The sequence below is a fragment of the Morganella psychrotolerans genome (assembly GCF_001676055.1).
In the GTDB taxonomy this organism is placed as follows: Bacteria; Pseudomonadota; Gammaproteobacteria; order Enterobacterales; family Enterobacteriaceae; genus Morganella; species Morganella psychrotolerans_B.
This window is the reverse complement of the sequence record NZ_LZEX01000034.1, coordinates 101,631-125,279: the sequence shown is the minus strand read 5'-3', so window position 1 is coordinate 125,279 and position 23,649 is coordinate 101,631. Positions and strand designations below refer to the sequence as shown.

Here is a 23,649-nt window from a genome sequence, read left to right as displayed (position 1 = left end):
CGGTATTTTATCGTTTATCAGTTTTGCTTATTTTTGGTATGCGCTAAATGCAGTAGCAAAGAGACATGGATGCATCTTAATCAGCACTGGATTGTTCAAACCGTACCTTTGTGAAAAAAGCAAACATAAAAAGAGATTCGTATTTTTTTTAATATGGTTCAATATATTGCATATTCTTGGGTGCGTATTTTCCCTTTATTTTCCGATATGGATTCAGAGTCATTACCTGATAGGCGGCTAATTGGCAGATGACATCTGTCTCCACAAATCCAATCTCAAAGGTATTTTAAAAACCCTTTCAGGGTAGTGGCACACTGAATTTTATCATCTATACCTGATAAACTATCTTGTTTACTTATACGATGCATCCAACTGTGTCCCTCTTGCGTTACCATCTTTAATCTCACAAATAACTTTTTGTGCCGTCAATTGCATCCATACGGTTGATTCATAGACTTCATTTTCAACATCACGTTCAACTGTGATGGGGTATTCTGAAAAATTAGCCGCACGGCTCAATATCCTGTCCTTACAGGATTTGATATCAGCAACATCACCACCGCCAGTTTCTTTGTATTCAGTAACCGCCGGATATTTTCCGGATTCAATCATTTTATGTAGTTGTTCCTGAGTGTACCCCTTCCCTTCTCCGGCGTATGCACCAAAGGCGAATAAGGCTGCAACCGACACTAACAATAATTTTTTCATACATACCACCATTTAGCTTTAAAACCATGATACTAAGCCACAACTAACTGATGTGTGTTAGGAAAGAACCGAAACATTGAGAATATCGCTATGTGGTCACGCTCTATTTTTGCTTACCAACCACGCTTACTCTTAATCAGATCATCGTCAGGCAGGCACGCTGGATATGTTTTCGTGCATAGCAAAGCTGAGAATCGGTCTGACAGCATTACAGGAAATGGGAGGATGGGAATTAATGACACGATATTGGCACGCGCACTGATAAAGGCGGTTTAGGTATGCGTTATATAGAAAGAAAAAACCCGCTAACTGGTTGAGAGTTAACGGGTTTTATATGGTGCCGGCTACCGGAGTCGAACTGGTGACCTACTGATTACAAGTCAGTTGCTCTACCAACTGAGCTAAGCCGGCTAATTTGGTGGAAGGATAGAGATTCGAACTCTAGGACGGTCTCCCGTCGGCGGTTTTCAAGACCGCTGCCTTAAGCCACTCGGCCATCCTTCCATGGGGCGCGATTATCCTGAAAAATGAGGAACCTGTCTACCCCTGTAAGCAAAAAAAATCATTTTTTTTGTCTGTCTGCTCAACATTCAGGCATTCCGCCTTGTCTGTGGCTGATTACAGCTATTATTGTGCCGGTAATTAGTATGCTAGAATCAATTCCCGGTGGATTTTCAGTCAAGTACTTACTAATAAGGTTGTAACGGAAAATATGTACAGACATTCAAATTCCAAGCCTTATACGATACCCGGCTTTTATGCATCATTTGTTTCGCTGTTAGTTTTATCTCTCTTCTTATATGGATATAACTACTACGATGCCTGGCTGGGAAGCAAAAAAGGCGCATTACTCAGTTTCAGCAACCGGATAGAACATCAGGTTGAAACATACAGATATCAGTCAGTTGAGCTGTTCCGGCTCGCTAATGCCGCAGATACTGAAAAACGGCCTGAACTCGTTCCTCCGCATAAGATCCTGAACGATATTTACTGGATTGACAGCCGTGTACCGATTGTTGATGCTATTTTATTCGGGCGGACCGATGACGAAACTTATTCAATTGCCAGACGATTTTCTGATTATCTGACAATTTTATGGGGCGGAAATAATCAGTTCAATTCAATGTATTACCTTAACGGACTGGACAACAGCCTGCTTCTGGTCACGTCTCACTCTGCTCTGCGTCCGGAATTACGCTACCGCGAAAGCTATCTGACACTCAGTGCTGATGAAAAACGCACAGAAATGCTGGCGGATTCAACAGCGCTGGATGAACGGGAAACATTGTCGTCATTTACTAAGCTTCGCACTGAATCGACTTATTACTACACATACAGAGCGATGTTTAATAATCCTGGTCAATTAACCAGTGTGGTAGCATTCGATTTACCAATTAATACCTTGATGCCTGATAACCTCGATCTCGCAAACCTGGCGCTGGTCCCTGCGCAATCAAATGTCGTCAGCAACCGGACAAGTCCGGTGCAAATCAGTATTAACGGGCTGTCACTGCAACTAAGCTACCGACTCAGTGATATGCCGTATCAGGTTATCTATCAGCTTTCCCTGCTCGCACTGGCTGAAGAGATGCTTGCAGCCAATATATGGTTGTTAATTTCAATTCTGCTTTTCAGCATGTTATCGGTCGGCGGTCTTATTTATATCCGCAAGCGATTCATTTCTCCGCTGAATTCATTAATCCGTCAGGCAAAAAATAGTGAGGCGATGACCAATGAAATCGTCGCTCAACTGCCTCTGGGTCTTGCAATTTATGATTTTGCAACCAATAAACGGCTGATAAGTAACACGATTGCCAATCAATTGCTGGCATTAAGTGATTTAAGTAAAACCCGTGATATGGCCCGCGAGCATCAGGGACGGATCCAGACCACCATTGATAATGTCGTCTATGAAGTCAGTATGAACCCTGTCCGCAGTATGAATGATACCTATCTGATCTTGTTCCAGGATAAAGATCAGGAAGCATTAACGGCCCGGCGTCTGCAATTATCTGACCGTGAATATAATAAAAGTATTAAAGCACGCCACTCGGTGCTGAAAAATATTAAGTCTGAACTGGCTATACCGGTTAAGCAACTCGGTAATGATCTGCACGCACTGCAAATGTATGTCACCGACAATACCGGCAAACAACTGATGCATAAGGTGACGACCGAATCCGGCTACCTCAGTGAATGGATTGAAAATATTATTTTACTGGCTGATCTCGAAACTGATGACTGGAAACCAACAAATGATGAATTCTTGTTATCAACAACCATTGAAGATATTCTGAAGCAGTTTTTACGGCAAATTAATGACAAAGGGATACCTCTTTATTTTCATAACGGGATAAACAGGCAGCTAAATTATATTGGTGATGGTCCGATAATAAGTAAAATTATTTTATTACTGCTCAATTACGCAGTCAGTAATTTAAAATATGGGAAATTAGTTGTTCGCCTTAGGAATATATTTAAGGATGAACATAATAATATCAAGTTTGAGATAATTGCCAGCGGTTCTGGTCTGCCTTCTTCTGATCTTGTTAATCGCTATGATCCTTTTATGTGTCAGGTAGCAGAAACAGAGAATCGTCCTAATTCAGGTCTGGCATTTTATTTATGTGACCTGTTATGTAAGAAACTTAAAGGCAAATTGAAGATAGACAGTAAACCGGATATCGGCACCCACTACGTTGTAGAGCTGCCGCTGCCTGCAACAGAATCACGTGGTGAGCCATCCGGTATTCTGGAAGATACTCTTTTCAAGCTTAATATCATCAATCCGAGTATCCGGGAAATAATTAATGCAATTATAAGTGAAAATGGCGGAATTTTATTTGATAAAAATCGCGCATTATTGCAAGATGAATACGATATACTGATAACGGATTTTGATAAAAAAGCGAGAAAGCCAATATTATTTTTACGTAATGATGTTGTTGAACATAAAATGATTACACCCTCTCTTGTGGAATGTAATTATAATTTCAATGATGAGATTCTGAACGCAATTACATTACTCATCGAACAAAGCTTAACTTCAGACGAGTTTGATGATAGATTCTTACCCGGAGATTCGGGTATTAATACAAGCGCACTTTCCGTGGGGGAAGTTGTTGCTTTATATAAAAACCAATTGGCACAAAGTACGTATAACGATTTGTTTGCCACCACAGTACCTCCTGATATAAATAAGATGTACACCGAAGCGGAATTAAGTGAATTGCAGCCACTGGCGCTGACAGTACATCGGGTTAAAGGAGTCTTTGCTGTGCTTGACTTTGATTATCTGAAAACACGGTGTGAAGATATAGAACAATATATCGCAGACAAAAACAAAATTAAAATTGATGAAGGTATCCGTGAAATCGATGCCATTGTCATTGAATTGCTGCAGCAAGGTAACCACGAGTATGAATAACCTGAATGTTATTATCGCTGATGATCATCCCATTGTTATTTTTGGGATTAAGAAATCCCTGGAACAACTGGAGACAGTAACTGTTGTTGGTGAATTTGAAGATTCAACTTCACTTATCAATAACTTATCTCGTCTTGATGCGGATGTTCTGATAACTGACCTCTCCATGCCGGGAGATAAATACGGTGATGGTATTACGCTGATTAAGTATATCAAGCGCCATTATCCTGACCTGGCCATTATTGTTCTTACCATGAACAATAACCCGGCGATACTCAGTGCCGTACTGGAACTTGATATCGAAGGGATCGTACTGAAACAGGGCGCCCCGGCTGATCTGCCGAAAGCACTGGCTTCATTACAGAAGGGGAAGAAATTTACACCTGAAAGTGTTGCCAAACTGCTGGAGAAAGTAAATGCCAACGGTTATGGTGATAAACGTCTGTCACCAAAAGAGAGCGAGGTCCTGCGGTTATTTGCTGAAGGCCATCTGGTTACTGAGATTGCGCGTAAACTTAACCGCAGTATCAAAACCATCAGCAGTCAGAAAAAATCTGCCATGCTGAAACTGGGTGTTGATAATGACATCGCTCTGCTGAACTATCTTTCGTCTGTCACCATTGACAGCCACAGAGACGTATAGTGTAACCGTACCGGTTGTTAATGCAAAACCGCCGTTCAGTGAATGGCGGTTTTTTTTATATATTATCACACCCTGTTACACCGGTTTTACCGGCGTAATCTCCTGTACATATTTCTGCATCATAGTTCGCAGTGACTGCATTGATACCGGTTTGGAGAGACAATCATTCATACCGGCAGCCAGACAGCGCTCACGCTCTTCTGCCATCGCATTCGCTGTGATACCGATAACCGGCACCACTACGCCCTTCCCGCGCAATGCCCGTGTCAAATCATAGCCATTCATATTCGGCATATTAACATCCGACAAAATGATATCCACTTCATGTGTTTCCAGGAAATTCAGGGCATCCAGCCCGTCATCCGCCGTTGCCGTATGGAAGCCAAACAGATGCAGTTGATCTGAAAGCAGATGGCGGTTGATCGGATGGTCATCCACAATCAGGATACGGACATAATTTGCCTGCTGATTATCCGCCAACGCCGGCGGCGGCATATCATCGGGCTCTTCTTTACGGTTATCCAGCCGGTCAGCAATAAATTCATACAGACCGTCAAGCTGATGGGTATTATGAAGCCAGTGGTTTCCGCCCTGCGGCACAGGCTTATCGGTATAACAGGCATTAAGTTCAATCAGCAGCCGCGCCTGTTTCATCACTGGTGTAACCTTATCCGTTATCACCACCGCCTGTGAGAGATCCGCGCACTCATTCATACAGAGCAGTACCGGGGCAATCTCTGACCACGTACGCTGCATATAATCGGCCAGCACACGGTTATTGAATTCAAACACCAGAGGGAATGTCAGTGGCTCAATATCAGAGCAGCCGGACCGGTACGCGGTATAAAGCGGAAAACGGATCCCGAACAGGCTGCCGACTTCTTTCTGTGACTCCACAATCATGTCGCCATCCATCAGTGAGATCAGTTTCTCGCAGATAGGGAGCCCCAGCCCGGTGCCCTGAGACGGGCTGTCCGTGTTCGGTATAATCTGATAGAAGGGATCAAATAACTGGCGCAGTTCATCGTCACTTATACCGCCGCCGGTATCCTTAATATCCACATGCAAATAGTCACCGTGTACATAAACATGAATGCACACCATACCAACCTGTGTATATTTAATTGCATTATTGAACAGATTAGCGATCACCTGCTGCATACGAACCGGGTCGTTACACACCAGTTCCGGTACATTTTTTTCCATAAAGCAGTACAGTGAGAGATGTTTTTTTGCCACCAGCGGCAAATAGTTCGCCACAACAAAATGGATATGTTCGCGAAAATTAAACTCTCTCGTCTCAATTTTCAGCTGTTTGGACTCAATTTTAGAGAAATCAAGAATATCACTGATAATTTTCAGTAACAGAGATGAGGAGTTATTCATGGTGCCCAGCAAGCGCTGCGCATCCTGAGAGTGCGCCATTGACTGCAACAGCTCCAGATTACCGATAATGCCGTACAGCGGTGTACGCAGCTCATGGCTGACGGTCGCGAGGAACATGGATTTGGACTGGTTCGCCTGCTCTGCCGCCTGTGCCACTTCCTGTAACGAGCTTTCCAATTGCACACGCGCACTGATATCCACCAGCACACAAATGGCCACTTCCTCATTCTGATAGCGCGAATGCACGAAACTGACCTGAAGATGTCCTCCGTTACGGGTCACCATATCTTCCATACCCTGGCGTTTTTCTTTGATCAGAAGCCCGATACGGTTGCGATCCTCAAAAGAAAGCATCCGCCAGTAATTATGTGCCAGCTCATTACTCAGTAGTGCTGTGCCGTCCTGGGTCCGCAAAATACAGATACCGACAGGTGCGGAGGCCACAATTTTATGGTTGAACTGCTCATGCTCTTCCAGACGCACAGCATTATTCTCCGCCGGCATAAAAATCCGCCGTTCCAGAATCCAGGTAAGCAGCCCGATAAAAATGGCGGAAATTATGTTCAGTATTGCGCCATTGAGTAACTGAAATTTCAGCTTTTCGTAAATGGCACTCAGCGGCGTGGTATAAATCACATTAAAAGAGGAAGGTGACAGTTTGCGTTTGAGCATCAACTGGGTAAATTCTGCGTCATAGCCGAAGTAATTATCGTCAACCTGATAACTGTCTTTATTTTTTTGGGTATTAACCTCATTCGGATACGATAACACCCTCTCATTCTGCTCATTCATAATCAGAAGATTGACCGGGAACTGACGCAGTCGATTGTAATTTTCCAGTTGCAGATTACGTTCAATTCCCATCAGGGCAATAAACTGTCCGTCATAATAGATTGGCATCATAATAAACAGACTGCCCGTTCCCTGATTGCTCCCCGGCGCAATCCAGTAAATCGTCCGCTCTTTTCCCTGACTTTTCAGTTTAAGATAATACTGAGAATAATCATTCACCATTCTGCGCAGCGTTTCCGGATCAGTGGAGAGATTTTTTATCGGGAACGATACCATGCAGAGTGTTTGTGAGCCGACCAGAAAAACCTGGTTCAGCCCCTGAGGAGCAGAAATGTTATCCTGCCAATAGGTAAGAAGATCTTTAAACGCGACAATATAATTACCGGCTGCGGTGCGGAATACACCACAATCAGCTTTGGCATTCAGTGGCTGATACCCGATAAACGAGCCATCCGTTGTGCGCTTTAACGGGGATGTTGCCACCCGTCCGTTTTCACCTTCAACAAACCGCTCATTCATATACTGAATATCCCGCGTAATATCTGCGGACTGCCGGAAATACGCTAATAACGCATCATAATCTGAAAGATATTGCTGGCGGATATCATTACGCATACCGTTATAAATATTCAGTAAATAGAATACGGTAACCAGTGCGCCCAATCCCCATAACATCACACCGACGATCCGGAACAGATAACGCGAAATTTTTAGTGATGTCTGGAATGATGAAAAGTATCTCAAAGGAGCTCCGCCAATAATGAACCTTAAATATTCATAAAGTTTCAGACTGTTATGCCTAGGATATACCACTGTGCAATGTTTACAAAATCCCGGAGCTAAATAAAAAGCAGGAACAATATTATTGTTCCTGCTTTATAAATATTACTGAGTTTATATTACAAAAAACCGGTAATTTTAATCAATATTATCTTCTGTGCCGGTGTCACGATTTTCTGCGGCATCCGTACTTTCACTGTCAGCATCCGGTTCACTCTCATCCTCTTCCGGTTCGGCGAGGCGCTGCAAACCAACTACTTTCTCTTCTTCACCTGTACGGATAAGCGTCACACCCTGGGTATTACGCCCCACGATACTGACCTCAGAAACACGGGTGCGCACCAGTGTACCGGCATCGGTTATCATCATTATCTGATCATCCGTGCTGACCTGGATGGCGCCAATAACTTTCCCGTTACGCTCACTCACTTTAATTGAGATAACGCCTTGTGTGGCACGGGATTTTATCGGATATTCCGCCTGCGCAGTCCGTTTACCGTAACCGTTCTCTGTTACTGTCAGAATTTCACCGTCATCACACGGGATAATTAAGGATACAACCGCATCATTATCACCAAGACGGATACCACGGACACCTGTTGCGGTGCGTCCCATAGCGCGGACAGCATCTTCACGGAAACGGACAACTTTCCCTTCCGCCGAGAACAGCATAACTTCGTTGTTACCGTCAGTCAGATCCACGCCAATCAGTTCATCGCCTTCATTAAGATTAACGGCAATGATACCGGCGCTGCGCGGACGGCTGAAGTCAGTCAGTGAGGTTTTCTTCACGGTACCGCTTGCCGTTGCCATGAAGACGAATTTACCTTCTTCATATTCACGGACAGGCAGGATAGCGGTGATACGCTCGTTCTGTTCCTGATCCAACGGTAAGATATTGATAATCGGACGGCCACGGGCTCCGCGACTTGCTTCCGGTAACTGGTACACTTTCAGCCAGTACAGCTTCCCTTTATTAGAGAAGCAAAGGATAGTGTCGTGCGTATTCGCAACCAGAAGACGCTCAATGAAATCTTCTTCTTTGATACGTGCCGCTGACTTACCTTTACCACCACGACGCTGTGCTTCATAGTCTGTCAGCGGCTGATATTTCACATAGCCCTGATGTGACAATGTTACAACCACATCTTCCTGATTAATCAGATCTTCAATATTGATATCAGCGGTGTTTTCTGTGATGACAGTCCGGCGGGCATCATTGTACTGCTCTTTCGCTGCAACCAGCTCTTCACGGATGACTTCCATCAGGCGGTCAGGGCTTTGCAGGATAAACAGCAGACCTGCGATCAGTTCCAGTAATTCACGGTACTCATCCAGCAGTTTTTCATGCTCAAGGCCGGTCAGTTTCTGCAGACGCAGATCCAGGATTGCCTGAGCCTGAACTTCTGTCAGATGATACTGACCATCGCGGATCCCGAACTCTTCACCCAGACCTTCCGGACGGGCAGCGTCATCACCGGCGCGCTCAAGCATCGCGGAAACGGTTCCCAGTGCCCAGGCTTGTGCCAGTAATCCGGCTTTTGCTTCCGCAGGTGTCGGAGCACGGCGGATAAGCTCGATAATCGGATCGATATTGACCAGCGCAATCGCCAGACCTTCGAGGATATGCGCACGTTCACGTGCTTTGCGTAATTCGTAGATAGTCCGGCGGGTCACCACTTCACGGCGGTGGCGGACAAATGCGCTGAGGATCTCTTTCAGATTCAGGATCTTCGGCTGTCCCTGATGCAGGGCAACCATATTGATACCAAACGTGGTCTGCATCTGTGTCAGTGAATAAAGGTTATTCAGTACCACTTCACCGACTGCATCGCGTTTGACTTCAATAACAATACGCATCCCGTCTTTATCGGACTCATCGCGCAATCCGCTGATCCCTTCAAGACGTTTTTCTTTAACCAGTTCCGCGATTTTTTCAATCAGGCGCGCTTTATTCACCTGATACGGAATTTCATGAACAATAATGGTTTCGCGACCGGATTTTTCATCTGCCTCAACTTCGGCACGGGCGCGGATATGAATTTTACCGCGACCGGTACGGTATGCTTCCTGGATACCGCGACGACCATTAATAATCGCCGCTGTCGGGAAGTCCGGCCCCGGGATATGTTGCATCAGCCCTTCGATTGAAATATCTTCATCGTCGATAAAGGCCAGACAACCGTCAATGACTTCACCCAGATTATGAGGCGGGATATTTGTTGCCATCCCGACCGCAATACCGGAAGAACCATTCACTAACAGGTTCGGGATGCGGGTCGGCATTACCTCGGGGATCATTTCAGTGCCGTCATAGTTCGGCACGAAATTCACGGTTTCTTTATCGAGGTCAGCTAACAGTTCGTGGGCAATTTTCGCCATACGGACTTCCGTATAACGCATTGCCGCAGCGGAGTCACCATCGACGGAACCGAAGTTACCCTGACCATCCACCAGCATATAACGCATAGAGAATGGCTGAGCAAGGCGGACAATTGTTTCATATACAGCACTGTCACCATGAGGGTGATATTTACCGATAACGTCCCCGACCACACGGGCAGATTTTTTATATGCTTTATTCCAGTCATTACCCAGTTCTTTCATCGCGAATAATACGCGACGGTGAACCGGCTTAAGGCCGTCTCTCACATCGGGGAGTGCACGTCCGACAATGACGGACATCGCATAATCAAGATAAGAGCTTTTCAGCTCTTCTTCGATATTAACGGGCAAGATTTCTTTGGCGTTGTCGCTCATGGAGCCAGTATCCCTCATTACTCCGGATTTCAAGGTATGGAACTATACCACAAATCGTCAATGTTTAGAAAATTAGAAAACGAGATATTAAATTATATACTCAACGTCATTCAGGATGCAGGCGGACGACAGCATCCTGAAGTATGACAAATATATACTCTAAATAATTCGGGATGCATGTAGGCGACAAGCGAAGCCCGCCGGGGAGCATACACAAGTATGTGACCCGGCGGGCTTTGCGCAGTCAACAACCAGGCATCGTGAAGTATGACGAGTATAATATTTTATTTCTGACGCATCAGGATCCGCATTGTATACTGACGCCAATACGAATTCCGGCAGGTTCTGCCGCAGGAAAGAGAGAGAATGAACGAATGAACGACACCACCCGCCCGCAACCTTCCCCGCTGACCGCCAATGTTGATCCCGCTGAAATTAAAAAATTTGAGGACGTTGCTTCGCGCTGGTGGGATAAAGAAGGCGAATTCAAACCTCTGCACCGGATAAACCCGTTGCGTCTGGGCTATATTCAGCAGCGGGTCAACGGCGTGTTCGGTAAAACAGTACTGGATGTCGGCTGCGGCGGCGGTATTCTCTCTGAAAGCATGGCGCGTGAAGGCGCAATAGTCACCGGGCTGGATATGGGCGCAGAGCCGTTACAGGTTGCACGCCTGCATGCGCTGGAAAGCGGTACTGATATCACTTATGTGCAGGAAACGGTTGAACAGCACGCAGAATTATATCCGCAGCACTATGATGTGGTCACCTGCATGGAGATGCTGGAGCACGTACCGGACCCGGCATCGGTTATCCGCGCCTGCGCCCGTCTGGTGAAACCCGGCGGTGATGTCGTGTTCTCAACGATCAACCGCAACAAAAAAGCCTGGTTTATGGCGGTTATTGCAGCCGAATATATTCTGAAAATGGTACCGCCGGGCACACATGACGCGAAGAAATTTATACGTCCCGCCGAAATGATTGAGTGGATGAATAATACAGGGCTGCGTGAACAGCATATAATCGGCTTACACTACAATCCGTTAAGTGATAAATTCTGGCTGGCACCTAATGTAGATGTAAATTATATGTTGCATACGCGTTTTATTTTATAGTGTCAATATAATTACTATATAGATTAATAAAACGCCAAACGAATCGCATTTTACTAAAATTATCGGTTCACTTAACAAGGTAAGCACAGTTTCATTTCTCCAGTGATCTCAGTGCTTACCACTCCGTTTGCAGGTGACTATCCTCAAGTTATCCACAAAAGATCCCGATTTTGTACACTTGATCCCGGCGCCATTTATCATTATCTTGTTACCCATCTTTTACAGACACACTACATCTTGTGTTTAAATCGTTTAGCGCCCACCATTGACATTCCCGGGATTTTTGTTCAGGGGATCGTTTTTTTTTGGTTTATTGCGCAATAATAACGGCTTCCACACCCGACTGGTGTAATTTTCAAAACAGGGTATATCAACTGATGAACCAGAATCTGCTTGTTACCAAACGTGACGGTCACAAAGAACGTATCGATTTAGATAAAATCCACAGGGTCATTGCCTGGGCCGCTGAAGGTCTGAACAATGTCTCCGTATCCCAGGTCGAGTTACGTTCCCAGATTCAGTTCTATGACGGGATCCGAACTGCGGATATCCATGAAACGATGATCAAGGCAGCCGCTGACCTTATCTCCGCAGAAACCCCGGATTATCAGTATCTTTCAGCCCGCCTGGCTATCTTCAACCTGCGCAAGAAAGCCTACGGTCAGTTTGAACCGCCTGAATTATATGCCCATGTAAAAAAGATGGTTGAGGCCGGGAAATATGACGAAAGTCTGTTAACCGATTATACCGAATCTGAATTTGATCAGATGAATGAGTTCATCGACCACTGGCGCGACATGAATTTCTCTTATGCCGCGGTCAAGCAGCTGGAAGGGAAATACCTGGTTCAGAACCGGGTTACCGGCGAAGTCTATGAAAGCGCACAATTCCTTTATATTTTAGTGGCGGCATGCCTGTTTTCGCATTACCCGAAAGAAACCCGCCTGGATTATATCCGCCGTTTCTACGATGCCACCTCTACATTCAAAATTTCACTGCCGACACCAATCATGGCCGGTGTCCGTACCCCGACCCGCCAGTTCAGTTCCTGTGTTCTGATCGAGTGCGGTGACAGCCTGGATTCCATTAACGCGACCTCCGGTGCGATTGTCAAATATGTCTCCCAGCGCGCGGGGATCGGCATCAATGCCGGTCGCATCCGCGCACTCGGCAGCCCTATCCGTGGTGGTGAAGCATTCCACACCGGATGCATCCCGTTCTACAAACATTTCCAGACCGCGGTAAAATCCTGTTCACAGGGCGGCGTGCGTGGCGGTGCGGCAACGCTGTTCTACCCGCTCTGGCATCTGGAAGTGGAAAGCCTGCTGGTACTGAAAAACAACCGGGGTGTTGAAGGAAACCGTGTCCGCCACCTCGATTACGGTGTTCAGGTCAACAAATTAATGTATGAGCGCCTGATCAAAGGTCAGGATATTACCCTGTTCAGCCCGTCGGATGTTCCGGGGCTATATGACGCGTTCTTCGCCGATCAGGATGAGTTTGAGCGCCTGTATGTGAAATATGAAAAAGATCCGTCCATCCGTAAACAGAGCCTGAAAGCGGTGGAACTGTTCTCCCTGATGATGCAGGAGCGCGCATCAACCGGACGTATTTACATCCAGAACGTCGACCACTGTAATACTCACAGCCCGTTTGATCCGTCAGTCGCACCTGTGCGCCAGTCCAACCTGTGTCTGGAAATCGCACTGCCGACCAAGCCGATGAATGATATTAATGATCCAAACGGCGAAATCGCGCTCTGTACGCTTTCTGCCTTTAACCTCGGCGCAATTGAGAGCTTGATGAACTGGAAGAGCTGGCGGTTCTGGCTGTCCGCGCTCTGGATGCACTGCTTGATTATCAGGATTACCCGATTGAAGCCGCGCGTAAAGGCTCGATGGGTCGCCGTACACTCGGTATTGGTGTGATTAACTTTGCCTATTATCTGGCAAAACACGGTGTCCGCTATTCAGACGGCAGCGCCAACAATCTGACACACAAAACCTTTGAAGCTATTCAGTATTACCTGCTGAAAGCCTCCTGTGAACTGGCAAAAGAGTACGGCGCTTGTCCGTTATTCAACGAAACCACGTATTCACAGGGTATTCTGCCGATTGATACCTATAAAAATACACTGGATCAACTGACTGACGAACCGCTGCATTTTGACTGGGAAACCCTGCGTGAAGAGATCAAAACACATGGTCTGCGCAACTCCACGCTCTCTGCCCTGATGCCGTCTGAGACATCATCACAAATCTCAAACGCCACCAACGGTATTGAACCGCCACGCGGCTACATCAGTGTGAAAGCGTCCAAAGACGGTATTCTGCGCCAGGTTGTGCCGGAGTACGAGCGCCTGAAATCCGCGTATGAATTATTATGGCAGATGCCGGGAAATGAAGGCTATCTGCATCTGGTCGGGATCATGCAAAAATTTGTGGATCAGGCTATTTCATCCAATACAAACTACGATCCTACCCGCTTCCCGAGCGGCAAAGTGCCGATGAATCAGTTACTGAAAGATTTACTGGTCGCGTACAAATTCGGTGTAAAAACACTCTATTACCACAATACCCGCGATGGTGCGGAAGATGTCCAGGGCGATCTCCCGGATGAAGTAATAGAAGCAGCTGACGATGGTTGTGAAGGCGGCGCGTGTAAAATTTAAGGTGAATAAATAATGGCTTATACAACATTTTCACAGGTACATAATGATCAGCTCAAAGAACCTATGTTCTTCGGGCAGCCTGTTAACGTCGCCCGTTATGATCAGCAAAAATACCCGATTTTTGAATCATTAATCGAGAAACAACTCTCCTTCTTCTGGCGTCCGGAAGAAGTGGATGTGTCCCGTGACCGCATTGACTACAATGCGTTACCGGATCACGAAAAACATATTTTTATCAGTAACCTGAAATATCAGACATTGCTGGACTCCATTCAGGGACGCAGCCCGAATGTGGCACTTCTGCCGCTTATCTCTATACCGGAGCTGGAAACCTGGGTGGAAACCTGGTCTTTCTCGGAAACTATCCACTCCCGCTCTTACACGCATATTATCCGTAATATCGTGAATGACCCTTCAATTGTCTTCGACGATATCGTGGCAAATGAAGAGATAATCAAACGGGCAAAAGATATCTCAGGGTATTATGACGACCTGATCCGTATGACCGGTGAATACCATATGTTTGGTGAAGGCACGCATACGGCCAACGGTAAAACTATCAATGTGTCGCTGCGCGCCCTGAAACGCCAGCTGTACCTGTGTCTGATGAGTGTCAATGCGCTGGAAGCGATCCGCTTTTATGTCAGTTTCGCCTGCTCGTTTGCCTTTGCCGAGCGCGAACTGATGGAAGGAAACGCAAAAATCATCAAACTGATCGCCCGCGATGAAGCCCTGCATCTCACCGGCACGCAGCATATGCTGAACCTGCTGCGCAGCGGTCAGGATGACCCGGAAATGGCAGAAATTGCCAAAGAGTGCGAGCAGGATTGCTATGATCTGTTTGTCCGTGCGGCAGAGCAGGAAAAAGAATGGGCAGATTATCTGTTCTGTAACGGCTCGATGATCGGCCTGAATAAAGAAATTCTCTGCCAGTATGTGGACTACATCACGAATATCCGCATGCAGGCGGTGGGTCTGCCGCTGCCGTTCAACGTCCGCTCCAATCCGATCCCGTGGATAAATGCGTGGCTGGTCTCTGATAATGTGCAGGTCGCCCCGCAGGAAGTGGAAGTCAGCTCTTACCTGGTCGGTCAGATAGACTCTGAAGTCAACACTGATGAACTGAGTAATTTCGAGCTCTGATGCCAAGCCATAAAATTACCCTGCATGGCAACATGCAGGGAATACAACTGCGTTATATCAGTGAAGAACATCACTTCCTGCTTAATACTCTCGAACAATCCGTTCCTGTCGAATTTCAGTGCCGCGAAGGATACTGCGGTGCCTGTCGCGTCCGGCTGAAACGCGGAAAAGTCGGTTACCGCACCCGCCCGGTCGCCTTTATCCAAGACGGTGAAATTCTCCCCTGCTGCTGCTACCCGATGAGTGATATTGAACTCGAGCTCTGAACCAGTTCATGACCATTTTTGTGACCGGATCTGCAATCCGGTTTTTTTACGCCATTAGTGTAACGATATCTTTACGAAACGCGTAATTTAAATTTGACACTTCTCCTGTTTTTCATTAGGCTTTATTCACTTATTATTAATAGATAGATCATGAGGTTTTGGTGAAAAATCGTACACTGGGAAGTGTGCTGATCGTTGCAGGGACGACGATTGGTGCCGGTATGCTGGCAATGCCACTGGCGGCTGCGGGGATCGGATTTCCGGTCATTTCGCTTATTCTGATCGGCCTGTGGGCGATCATGAGTTATACGGCTTTACTGATGGTTGAAGTTTATCAGTATAGTTCACCGGATACGGGCTTAGGTACAGTTGCCCGCAAATACCTCGGATTACCCGGACAAATTCTTACCGGATTCAGTATGTTACTTCTGATGTATGCCCTGACAACGGCGTACATCGGCGGCGCGGGTGAGATGATCTCCGCCAGCCTGCAAAGTTGGTGGCAAATATCTGTTACACCCGGTACCGCGACTATTGCCTTTACGCTGATTGGCGGCCTTGTGGTCTGTGTCGGCACTCACTCTGTGGATTTCATCAACCGCCTGCTGTTTACCGGGAAAATTATTTTCCTGATCGTAATGCTCGCCGTCATGATGCCGCACGTTAATATGGCAAACCTTGCCAGCATGCCGATTCAGAACGGACTGGTACTCTCCGCTATTCCGCTGGTTTTCACTTCATTTGGTTTCCACGGCAGTGTACCGAGCCTGGTCAATTACATGAACGGTGACAGCAAAAAGCTGCGCTTTGTCTTTCTGACAGGGAGTGCTATCCCGCTGATTGCTTACCTGTTATGGCAGGTCGCGACGCTCGGGGCTATCCCGTCTGATACTTTCTTCGGGATCCTCTCCGAGAAAGCCGGTCTGAACGGGCTTCTGACCGCCATCAGTGACACGGTTGCCAACAAACATGTAAATATCGTGGTCAGTCTGTTTATGGATCTGGCATTAGCCACTTCTTTCCTGGGTGTGGCACTCGGGTTATTTGATTACCTTGCTGACCTGTTCAGACGCAGCAACAGTGCTTTCGGACGCTCACAAACCGGGATCCTGACTTTCGCACCACCATTAATTTGCGCCCTGTTCTACAGCAGCTTTACCCAGGCACTGGCGTATGCTGCCGTGGCTCTCTCATTCCTGGCGCTGCTTCTGCCTGCTATGCTGGCTTACAATGTGCGGAAAAACCCGAAAAAAGGCGCTTACCGCGTTGCGGGCGGTAATGGTGTACTTATCTTTATCTTCCTGTTCGGTCTGCTGGTTATTTCCATTGAATTTATTAAGGTTGCCGGTTATCTGCCGAATATCTGATAAACGAACATTACTGTAATAATTATCACGCCGGGATCTTTCCCGGCTTTTTTTATGTTTTGTTTTATCTGTTTTGTTACATCTCTATTATTAATACGTGATGAAATCTTATAACATCGATAGTGTAATCTTTGCATAACGGAAAAAACATGGATCCTGAAATCAAGGACAGACGTCCGATAAAAGCCCGCCAGACACGATGGGCAACCGCAGGCGCCCGATGGTTGCAACAGCGCGGTGCAACACCAAACGGTATTTCAGTGGCAAGTGTGGTGTTCGCCCTGTTCTCCGCTCTCGCTTTTTTCGGCGCACTGAACAGTGAAATTACGGCATTGCGCATACTGCTGTTTGTACTGGCGGCACTGCTGGTTCAGGGGCGGCTTATCTGTAATCTCCTCGATGGCATGGTAGCGGTGGAAGGCGGGTTACGCAGCCCGGTCGGAGCGGTATTCAATGATTTACCAGATCGCATATCCGATTCGCTGATCCTGATTGGTGTGGGCTACGGGTTGTCCGGGTTCATTTCGTGGACACCGGAGCTTGGCTGGGCTGCAGCACTGATGTCCGTTATGACCGCCTATGTCCGCGTGCTCGGCGGCGCCTGTGAACAACCCCAAAAATTTCTCGGTCCGATGGCCAAACAGCACCGGATGGCACTGCTCACTGTCAGTGCAGTTGTCGCCTGTTTCCTGCCGCCGGACTGGTCTCAGAGCTTGTTTTTCATCGTGTTATGGGTAATCACACTGGGGGCATTGTGGACGACCCTGCGCCGCACATCCGTATTGATGGCCGATTTACGTAAGGATAACGAAAGATGACCCGCAAAAAAATGTCACCGGATAAAAAAGTTGTCTCCGCACTGTTAGTGTCGGTCTGCCGGTTCCTGACAGGTATCCGCGCAAAACAGAATGCTCCGCTGCCGGAAGGTAAACCCTGTATTTATTATGCCAATCACTCCAGCCACCTCGACGGACTGGTTATCTGGTCATGCTTAACCGGCGAAGCCCGTGAGCACGTCCATCCGGTTGCCGCGCAGGATTACTGGGATAAAACCAAATTCCGCCGCTATATCGCACAGCGTATTTTTGGTGCGGTATTAATTGCCCGCGGTAAAAAGATTGAGCCGGTCAATGAAACAGAACACAGTGACAGCCCGCCGGCAGAGAACCCGCTGGATGTTATGCAAAAAGTACTGAGCAGCGGAGATTCCCTGATTTTATTTCCGGAAGGAACACGCGGTGACGGTGAACAGATTCAGGATTTTAAAGCCGGACTCTGGCATCTCTCCCGCCATAATCCGGATGTGGTACTGGTGCCGGTTTATCTGGAAAACCTCAACCGCGTGCTGCCGAAAGGCTCACGGGTTGTCGTGCCGATAATCTGTACCGCAACATTTGGCGCGCCGGTTGAACCTGCCGGTGAACATGAAGAAAAAGCAGATTTTTTATTACGGACCCGCCGGGTGTTAGAGGCAATGCATCATGAAAGATAATGAATTATTTTGGATATTCGCCGGGTTGTTTGGCTTTTTGACCGTCGCAACTATTATCGGGCTTATCCTGAAACAGGTAAAAGGCAACACATCGGTAATAAGCAATCTTAATGCCCGTATCCGCGCCTGGTGGCTGATGTGTATTATTGCCGCTGTCGCAATAAGTATCGGACCAATAGGCTCTGTGGTGCTGTTTGCCTTTATGTCCCTGCTTGCGCTGCGCGAGCTTATCACCCTCACCCCCACCCACAGAGGTGACCACGGCGCACTCTTCTGGTGCTTTTTTATCATTCTGCCTATTCAGTACATTCTGGTTGGCGTTCAGTGGTATAACCTGCTGGCGGTGTTTATCCCTGTTTATGCTTTTCTGTTTATCCCGACCCGCATGGTGCTCTCAGGCGACACGCGCCACTTTCTGGAGCGCATGGCAAAAATACAGTGGAGTGTAATGATTGCAGTTTACTGCCTGAGTTACGCACCGGCGCTGCTCCTGCTGCCTATCCCGGATTTTACGGATAATATCAATCTTCTGCTGTTTCTGATGATCGTGGTTCAGATTTCAGATGTGCTTCAGTATGTGTTCGGAAAACTGTTCGGCAAACACCCGATTGTGCCGAAACTCAGCCCGAACAAAACAGTGGAAGGATTCATCGGCGGTATTATCAGTGCGAGCTTTGTCGGTATGGCGCTGTGGTGGGCAACACCCTTCAGCCCGTGGGCGGCGTTCCTGCTCTCACTGATGATTTGTCTGGCGGGCTTTGCCGGCGGATTATGCATGTCTGCCATCAAACGCGATACCGGGATCAAAGATTTCGGCTCAATGATAGAAGGACACGGTGGCATGATGGACAGGCTGGATTCCCTCTGTTTTGCAGCCCCGGTGTTCTTCCATGTTCTGAAATATTTTTACGTCTGACAGCACTCATGAATATCCGGCCTGACAGGTTCAGGCCGGGATCTGATGAGTCGCCACATCGCATATATCGCTTCAATCATCTGTTTTTCTTACTCATCTTTCGGGAAATACATGTCACACGGAAATATCAACTCTGCCGCACATAAACAGGAAATACTGCTTATCCGCCATGGCGAGCCGGCACTGGATAAAAAAACGCCAATTGCGCTGCGTGACCTGAAAAACTGGCTGGCAGAATATGATGCAAACGGTGTTCATTCCCCGCAAAGCCCGCCGTTATCCCTTTCTGCATCTGAATTATCCCGCTATTTTCCGGTCGCCAGCCCGCTTATCCGGACATCAGCGTCTCTGGCTGAATTAGGAATAACCCCGCGCGTTATTATTGATGATTTGCATGAAGTTGTATTACCGGTCTTCTCCCCGGCGCTGCTGATGCCGCTGAAGTTACCGCCGATGTGGTGGGTGACCGCCTTTCGCCTGTTGTGGCTGGCGGGTGGCGGGAAGTCTGTGCCATCAGTGGCACAGGTGCGCAGGCGGGCACATAATGCTGCACAAACACTGAGCCGGCATGCAGAAGAGCACGGTGCGGTACTGGCGATGGCGCACGGAATTATCAACCGGGCATTGCGCGCAGAGCTGGAAAAGCAGGGCTGGCAACTGACTGAAAAAACACATAACAGTTATTGGGGAATGATGCGTTTTACCCGCAACATTCCCGTTTGATAGTCACATAGCCGCTTATTCAGCGAAACAGATAGCTATACCCTTATTCATTCAAACTGCAGGTTCGTTGGCTGCATCTTGAATGACGTTGGGTATATACTGTTAACTCGTAACTCGTAACTCATAACTCACTGTGTGTAAAGACAAATTTATTCACATCATACAAGCCAAGGCTGGTGAGTTTGAGTGTCGGGATCACCGGCAGCGACAGAAACGCCATCTGAATAAACGGCTCATCCAGCATCACCCCGCAATCACGGCAGGCCGCTTTCAGTAATTCAATTTCTGCTGCTATCTCAACTGCCGTTTTGTCACTCATCAGCCCGGCAATGGGCAGCGCCGCATGGCTCAGAACCTGCCCGCCAGCTACCACACACATGCCACCGCCACCGGCGATCAACTGATTTACCGCCAGCGCCATATCTTCGGGATCGATTCCTGCCACCACAATATTATGACTGTCATGGCTGACCGTTGAGGCCAGCGCACCGCGAGTCAGCCCGAAATTGTGCAGCAGTGCGGTCGCCGGCGGGGTTTCGCGCCCGTAGCGTTCGATCACTGCCAGCGAACAAATTCCCTCACAATCAAAGTGATTGCTATTGTACGTAACCAGTTTCTCTCCGGTTATCAACTCATTCGGGATCACGCTGATGGCGCGGTAACGTCGCCCGTCTTCCGGCACAAATGTCAGGGATTGTGCTGTTACCGCACGGCGTTTCACCGTATTTTGTAACGGCGGGCGCGAAGCCGTCTGTTTTGCTTCGCGGGAGCGTAACAGCGCGGCTTCATCCACCCACTGCCCGCCACACATCACTGCCTGAATATCGACTGTTTTTTCATCACGCAGCAGAATCAAATCCGCTCTTTTTCCGGGCGCCACCAGCCCGAGGTTTTTCAGTCCGAAATGCCGTGCCGCCGACCAGGACGACACCCGGTATGCCACATGCACAGGAATATTATGCTGATTAATCAGCCGGTAAACCAGGGCATTCATGTGCCCTTCATGAATAATTTCCCACGGATTACGATCATCCGTACACAGCATGCATTGCGGGCTGCTCATCGGTGTAATAAGCGGCGCGAGCGCATCAAGATTACGCGCCGCCGAACCTTCGCGGATCATCAGCGCCATTCCGAGCGCCAGTTTCTCCAGCCCTTCCTCATAACGATGGGATTCATGACAATTCTCAATCCCGCCTGCAATATACCCATTCAGGTCTTTACCGGTGACCATCGGACAGTGTCCATCCAGCGTCATGTCGCGGAATGCATCCAGTTTATCCAGTGTGTCTGATTCTCCGGCAATCACCGCCGGAAAGTTCATCATCTCCGCCAGACCCAGTACATGCGAATGATCTTTATACTTCATCATGTCAGTCAGCGGAAAATCTGCACCGTTGACATCACTGCCCGGCAGTGCCGGTACGCAGGAGCTTACCTGTACAAACTGATTCTGCTGCGCCGTTTGTGCACAACGCAAAAACCATTCGAGGCCCTCTTCACCCATCACATTCACAATTTCATGCGGATCACAGACAATCGTCGTCACCCCGAGCGGCAGAGTCGCACTTTCAAAGGTCACCGGTGTCATCATGCTTGATTCAATATGCAGGTGTGCATCAATAAAGCCCGGAACGATCACGGCATTTTTTCCGTCAATAACCTGATGCGCCGGGGCGTCTTTATACACCGCGCCCACACCGGCAACGGATGTCCCGCTTATCACTACAGGTCCCGGAAATTCTCCTCCGTTCACCAAATCCAGGATCCGGACATTATCAATACGATAATCAGCAAGCTCTTCACTGCGGGCAACGGCAAGGAGTTTTTTCAGCGCGTCGCGATCCGGCGTACGTGTATGTTTATTTTTCTCACTGTTCATCACTGTCCCCTGTTTTTCTCTCACATTGATAATGTGATTTCACAGCGCAACATCTGTTATGCGTGCTGCGCCGATATAAAAGTGATCCCCGCTGCAATTGTTTCAAATTACTGCGACACAGCCGGATGATTACCGACTCTTACGGGATGTTATTACGATACTGGCATTGATTATGCATTTATCAGACCAGTTATCTTCCCCCAGGGCGACAGGAGCATAAAATGGATACTCACACACCGGAGACATGCCGGGAAACAAGTGCATTGGGACGAATATTCCGTTTACAGGCACACGGAACAACCGCACGTACTGAAGTGATCGCAGGCTTAACCACTTTCCTGACCATGGTATATATCGTGTTCGTTAACCCGCAAATCCTCGGCGCCGCCGGTATGGATACGCAGGCTGTTTTTGTTACCACCTGTCTGATTGCCGCCTTCGGCTGTATTCTGATGGGCTGCCTTGCCAATCTGCCGGTTGCACTGGCACCGGCAATGGGGCTGAATGCGTTTTTTGCTTTCGGCGTGGTGACCACAATGGGTTACTCATGGCAGATAGGGATGGGCGCGATTTTCTGGGGAGCACTCGGCATGTTTCTGCTGACTGTTTTCCGTATCCGCTACTGGATGATTGCCAGTATTCCGTCCGGGCTGCGAATAGGGATCACCAGCGGGATCGGGTTGTTTATCGCCATGATGGGGCTGAAAAATATCGGGCTGGTTGTCCCGAATCCTGACACGCTGGTGTCAATGGGTGATCTGACCTCACACTCTGTTTTACTCGGCGCTCTGGGCTTTTTCATTATTACTATCCTGGCGGCACGCCGTATTCATGCAGCGGTTCTTATCTCCATTGTGATCACCACTCTGCTCGGCTGGGCACTGGGCGATGTGACTTATCAGGGTATTTTCTCCATGCCGCCGGATGTGACCAGCGTGCTGGGTAAGGTGGATGTGGCAGGCGCTTTTAATATCGGTCTGGCAGGTATTATTTTCTCGTTTATGTTAGTAAACCTGTTTGACTCCTCCGGCACCCTGATCGGCGTGACAGACAAAGCCGGACTGGCAGATAAAGACGGTAAATTTCCGAATATGCAAAAAGCGCTCTACGTGGACAGTATCAGTTCCGTTGTCGGCGGGTATATCGGGACATCGTCAGTAACGGCGTATATTGAAAGTACATCAGGGGTTTCGGTCGGTGGCCGGACAGGACTGACGGCCGTTGTGGTCGGCTTCCTGTTTTTGCTGGTGATTTTTCTGTCCCCGCTGGCGGGGATGGTGCCGGCTTATGCGGTTGCCGGTGCGCTGGTCTATGTGGGCGTGCTGATGACATCCAGCCTGGCGCGGGTAAACTGGGATGATTTAACGGATGCGGTTCCTGCCTTTATTACCGCAATCATGATGCCGTTCAGTTTCTCAATCACCGACGGGATAGCCCTCGGTTTTATCTCTTACTGTGTGATGAAACTGGGCAGCGGTCGCTGGAGAGAGCTGAATCCGTGCGTGATCCTGGTTGCGCTGCTGTTTGTACTGAAGTTTGTCTTTGTCGATCACTAAGTTCTCCGACAGGTGGCGGTATTGT

General features: G+C 47.9%; 15 protein-coding genes, 2 tRNA genes and 1 pseudogene. 12 read left to right on the top strand and 6 right to left on the bottom strand.

Annotated features, from left to right (window positions below; all coding sequences use genetic code 11):
• Positions 1–351: 351 nt before the first annotated feature.
• The 3 genes from AYY17_RS14420 to AYY17_RS14410 all read right to left on the bottom strand — a co-directional run bounded on the left by AYY17_RS14420 (position 352) and on the right by AYY17_RS14410 (position 1,212).
• Positions 352–708 (bottom strand): hypothetical protein, encoded by a 357-nt coding sequence (locus tag AYY17_RS14420; RefSeq protein ID WP_067424645.1) that lies wholly within the window; start codon positions 706–708, stop codon positions 352–354.
• A 335-nt stretch (positions 709–1,043) separates the two neighbouring features.
• Positions 1,044–1,119, bottom strand: a tRNA-Thr gene (locus AYY17_RS14415).
• Between the two features lie 5 nt (positions 1,120–1,124).
• A tRNA-Ser gene (locus AYY17_RS14410) sits at positions 1,125–1,212 on the bottom strand.
• Between the two features lie 208 nt (positions 1,213–1,420).
• Here AYY17_RS14410 and rcsD point away from each other — a divergent pair.
• Both rcsD and rcsB read left to right on the top strand, forming a co-directional pair.
• The gene (gene rcsD / locus AYY17_RS14405; protein ID WP_067424644.1) at positions 1,421–4,135 is read left to right on the top strand and encodes a phosphotransferase RcsD; all 2,715 of its coding nucleotides are present in this window, start codon (positions 1,421–1,423) and stop codon (positions 4,133–4,135) included.
• The gene (gene rcsB, locus AYY17_RS14400) at positions 4,128–4,778 is read left to right on the top strand and encodes a response regulator transcription factor RcsB (protein ID WP_067402162.1); all 651 of its coding nucleotides are present in this window, start codon (positions 4,128–4,130) and stop codon (positions 4,776–4,778) included. The genes rcsD and rcsB overlap by 8 nt, the downstream gene beginning before the upstream one ends.
• Before the next feature lie 75 nt (positions 4,779–4,853).
• Here the strand turns inward: rcsB and rcsC are convergent, their stop codons facing one another.
• On the bottom strand, positions 4,854–7,700 hold the full coding sequence (gene rcsC, locus AYY17_RS14395; protein WP_082981407.1) for a two-component system sensor histidine kinase RcsC: 2,847 nt from the start codon (positions 7,698–7,700) through the stop codon (positions 4,854–4,856).
• Between the two features lie 174 nt (positions 7,701–7,874).
• Entirely contained in the window at positions 7,875–10,496 is a 2,622-nt protein-coding gene (gene gyrA, locus AYY17_RS14390) for a DNA topoisomerase (ATP-hydrolyzing) subunit A (protein WP_067424642.1), read from the bottom strand.
• A 374-nt stretch (positions 10,497–10,870) separates the two neighbouring features.
• Between gyrA and ubiG the strand changes: the two genes are divergently transcribed.
• The 9 genes and pseudogenes from ubiG to AYY17_RS14345 all read left to right on the top strand — a co-directional run bounded on the left by ubiG (position 10,871) and on the right by AYY17_RS14345 (position 20,186).
• The gene (ubiG, locus tag AYY17_RS14385; protein ID WP_067402167.1) at positions 10,871–11,608 is read left to right on the top strand and encodes a bifunctional 2-polyprenyl-6-hydroxyphenol methylase/3-demethylubiquinol 3-O-methyltransferase UbiG; all 738 of its coding nucleotides are present in this window, start codon (positions 10,871–10,873) and stop codon (positions 11,606–11,608) included.
• Between the two features lie 377 nt (positions 11,609–11,985).
• Positions 11,986–14,279: pseudogene (gene nrdA, locus AYY17_RS14380) on the top strand (class 1a ribonucleoside-diphosphate reductase subunit alpha).
• A gap of 12 nt (positions 14,280–14,291) precedes the next feature.
• Positions 14,292–15,422 (top strand): class Ia ribonucleoside-diphosphate reductase subunit beta, encoded by a 1,131-nt coding sequence (nrdB, locus tag AYY17_RS14375; RefSeq protein ID WP_067424641.1) that lies wholly within the window; start codon positions 14,292–14,294, stop codon positions 15,420–15,422.
• Positions 15,422–15,688 (top strand): class I ribonucleotide reductase maintenance protein YfaE, encoded by a 267-nt coding sequence (yfaE, locus tag AYY17_RS14370; protein WP_067424640.1) that lies wholly within the window; start codon positions 15,422–15,424, stop codon positions 15,686–15,688. Before nrdB ends, yfaE begins: the two co-directional genes overlap by 1 nt.
• Before the next feature lie 221 nt (positions 15,689–15,909).
• Positions 15,910–17,055, top strand: coding sequence for a tyrosine transporter TyrP (tyrP, locus tag AYY17_RS14365; protein ID WP_328585541.1), 1,146 nt, complete (start codon positions 15,910–15,912; stop codon positions 17,053–17,055).
• Between the two features lie 149 nt (positions 17,056–17,204).
• On the top strand, positions 17,205–17,873 hold the full coding sequence (locus tag AYY17_RS14360) for a CDP-alcohol phosphatidyltransferase family protein (protein ID WP_067424639.1): 669 nt from the start codon (positions 17,205–17,207) through the stop codon (positions 17,871–17,873).
• On the top strand, positions 17,870–18,547 hold the full coding sequence (locus AYY17_RS14355; protein ID WP_067424638.1) for a lysophospholipid acyltransferase family protein: 678 nt from the start codon (positions 17,870–17,872) through the stop codon (positions 18,545–18,547). The genes AYY17_RS14360 and AYY17_RS14355 overlap by 4 nt, the downstream gene beginning before the upstream one ends.
• Positions 18,537–19,463 (top strand): phosphatidate cytidylyltransferase, encoded by a 927-nt coding sequence (locus tag AYY17_RS14350; protein ID WP_067424636.1) that lies wholly within the window; start codon positions 18,537–18,539, stop codon positions 19,461–19,463. Before AYY17_RS14355 ends, AYY17_RS14350 begins: the two co-directional genes overlap by 11 nt.
• 111 nt (positions 19,464–19,574) lie before the next feature.
• Positions 19,575–20,186 (top strand): histidine phosphatase family protein, encoded by a 612-nt coding sequence (locus AYY17_RS14345; RefSeq protein WP_067424635.1) that lies wholly within the window; start codon positions 19,575–19,577, stop codon positions 20,184–20,186.
• Between the two features lie 121 nt (positions 20,187–20,307).
• On the opposite strand, the gene adeD is transcribed toward AYY17_RS14345, so the two are convergent.
• On the bottom strand, positions 20,308–22,068 hold the full coding sequence (gene adeD / locus AYY17_RS14340; RefSeq protein ID WP_067424633.1) for an adenine deaminase: 1,761 nt from the start codon (positions 22,066–22,068) through the stop codon (positions 20,308–20,310).
• Positions 22,069–22,289: 221 nt separating this feature from the next.
• Here adeD and AYY17_RS14335 point away from each other — a divergent pair, with 221 nt between their 5' ends.
• The gene (locus tag AYY17_RS14335; protein ID WP_067424631.1) at positions 22,290–23,624 is read left to right on the top strand and encodes an NCS2 family permease; all 1,335 of its coding nucleotides are present in this window, start codon (positions 22,290–22,292) and stop codon (positions 23,622–23,624) included.
• Positions 23,625–23,649 lie beyond the last annotated feature (25 nt).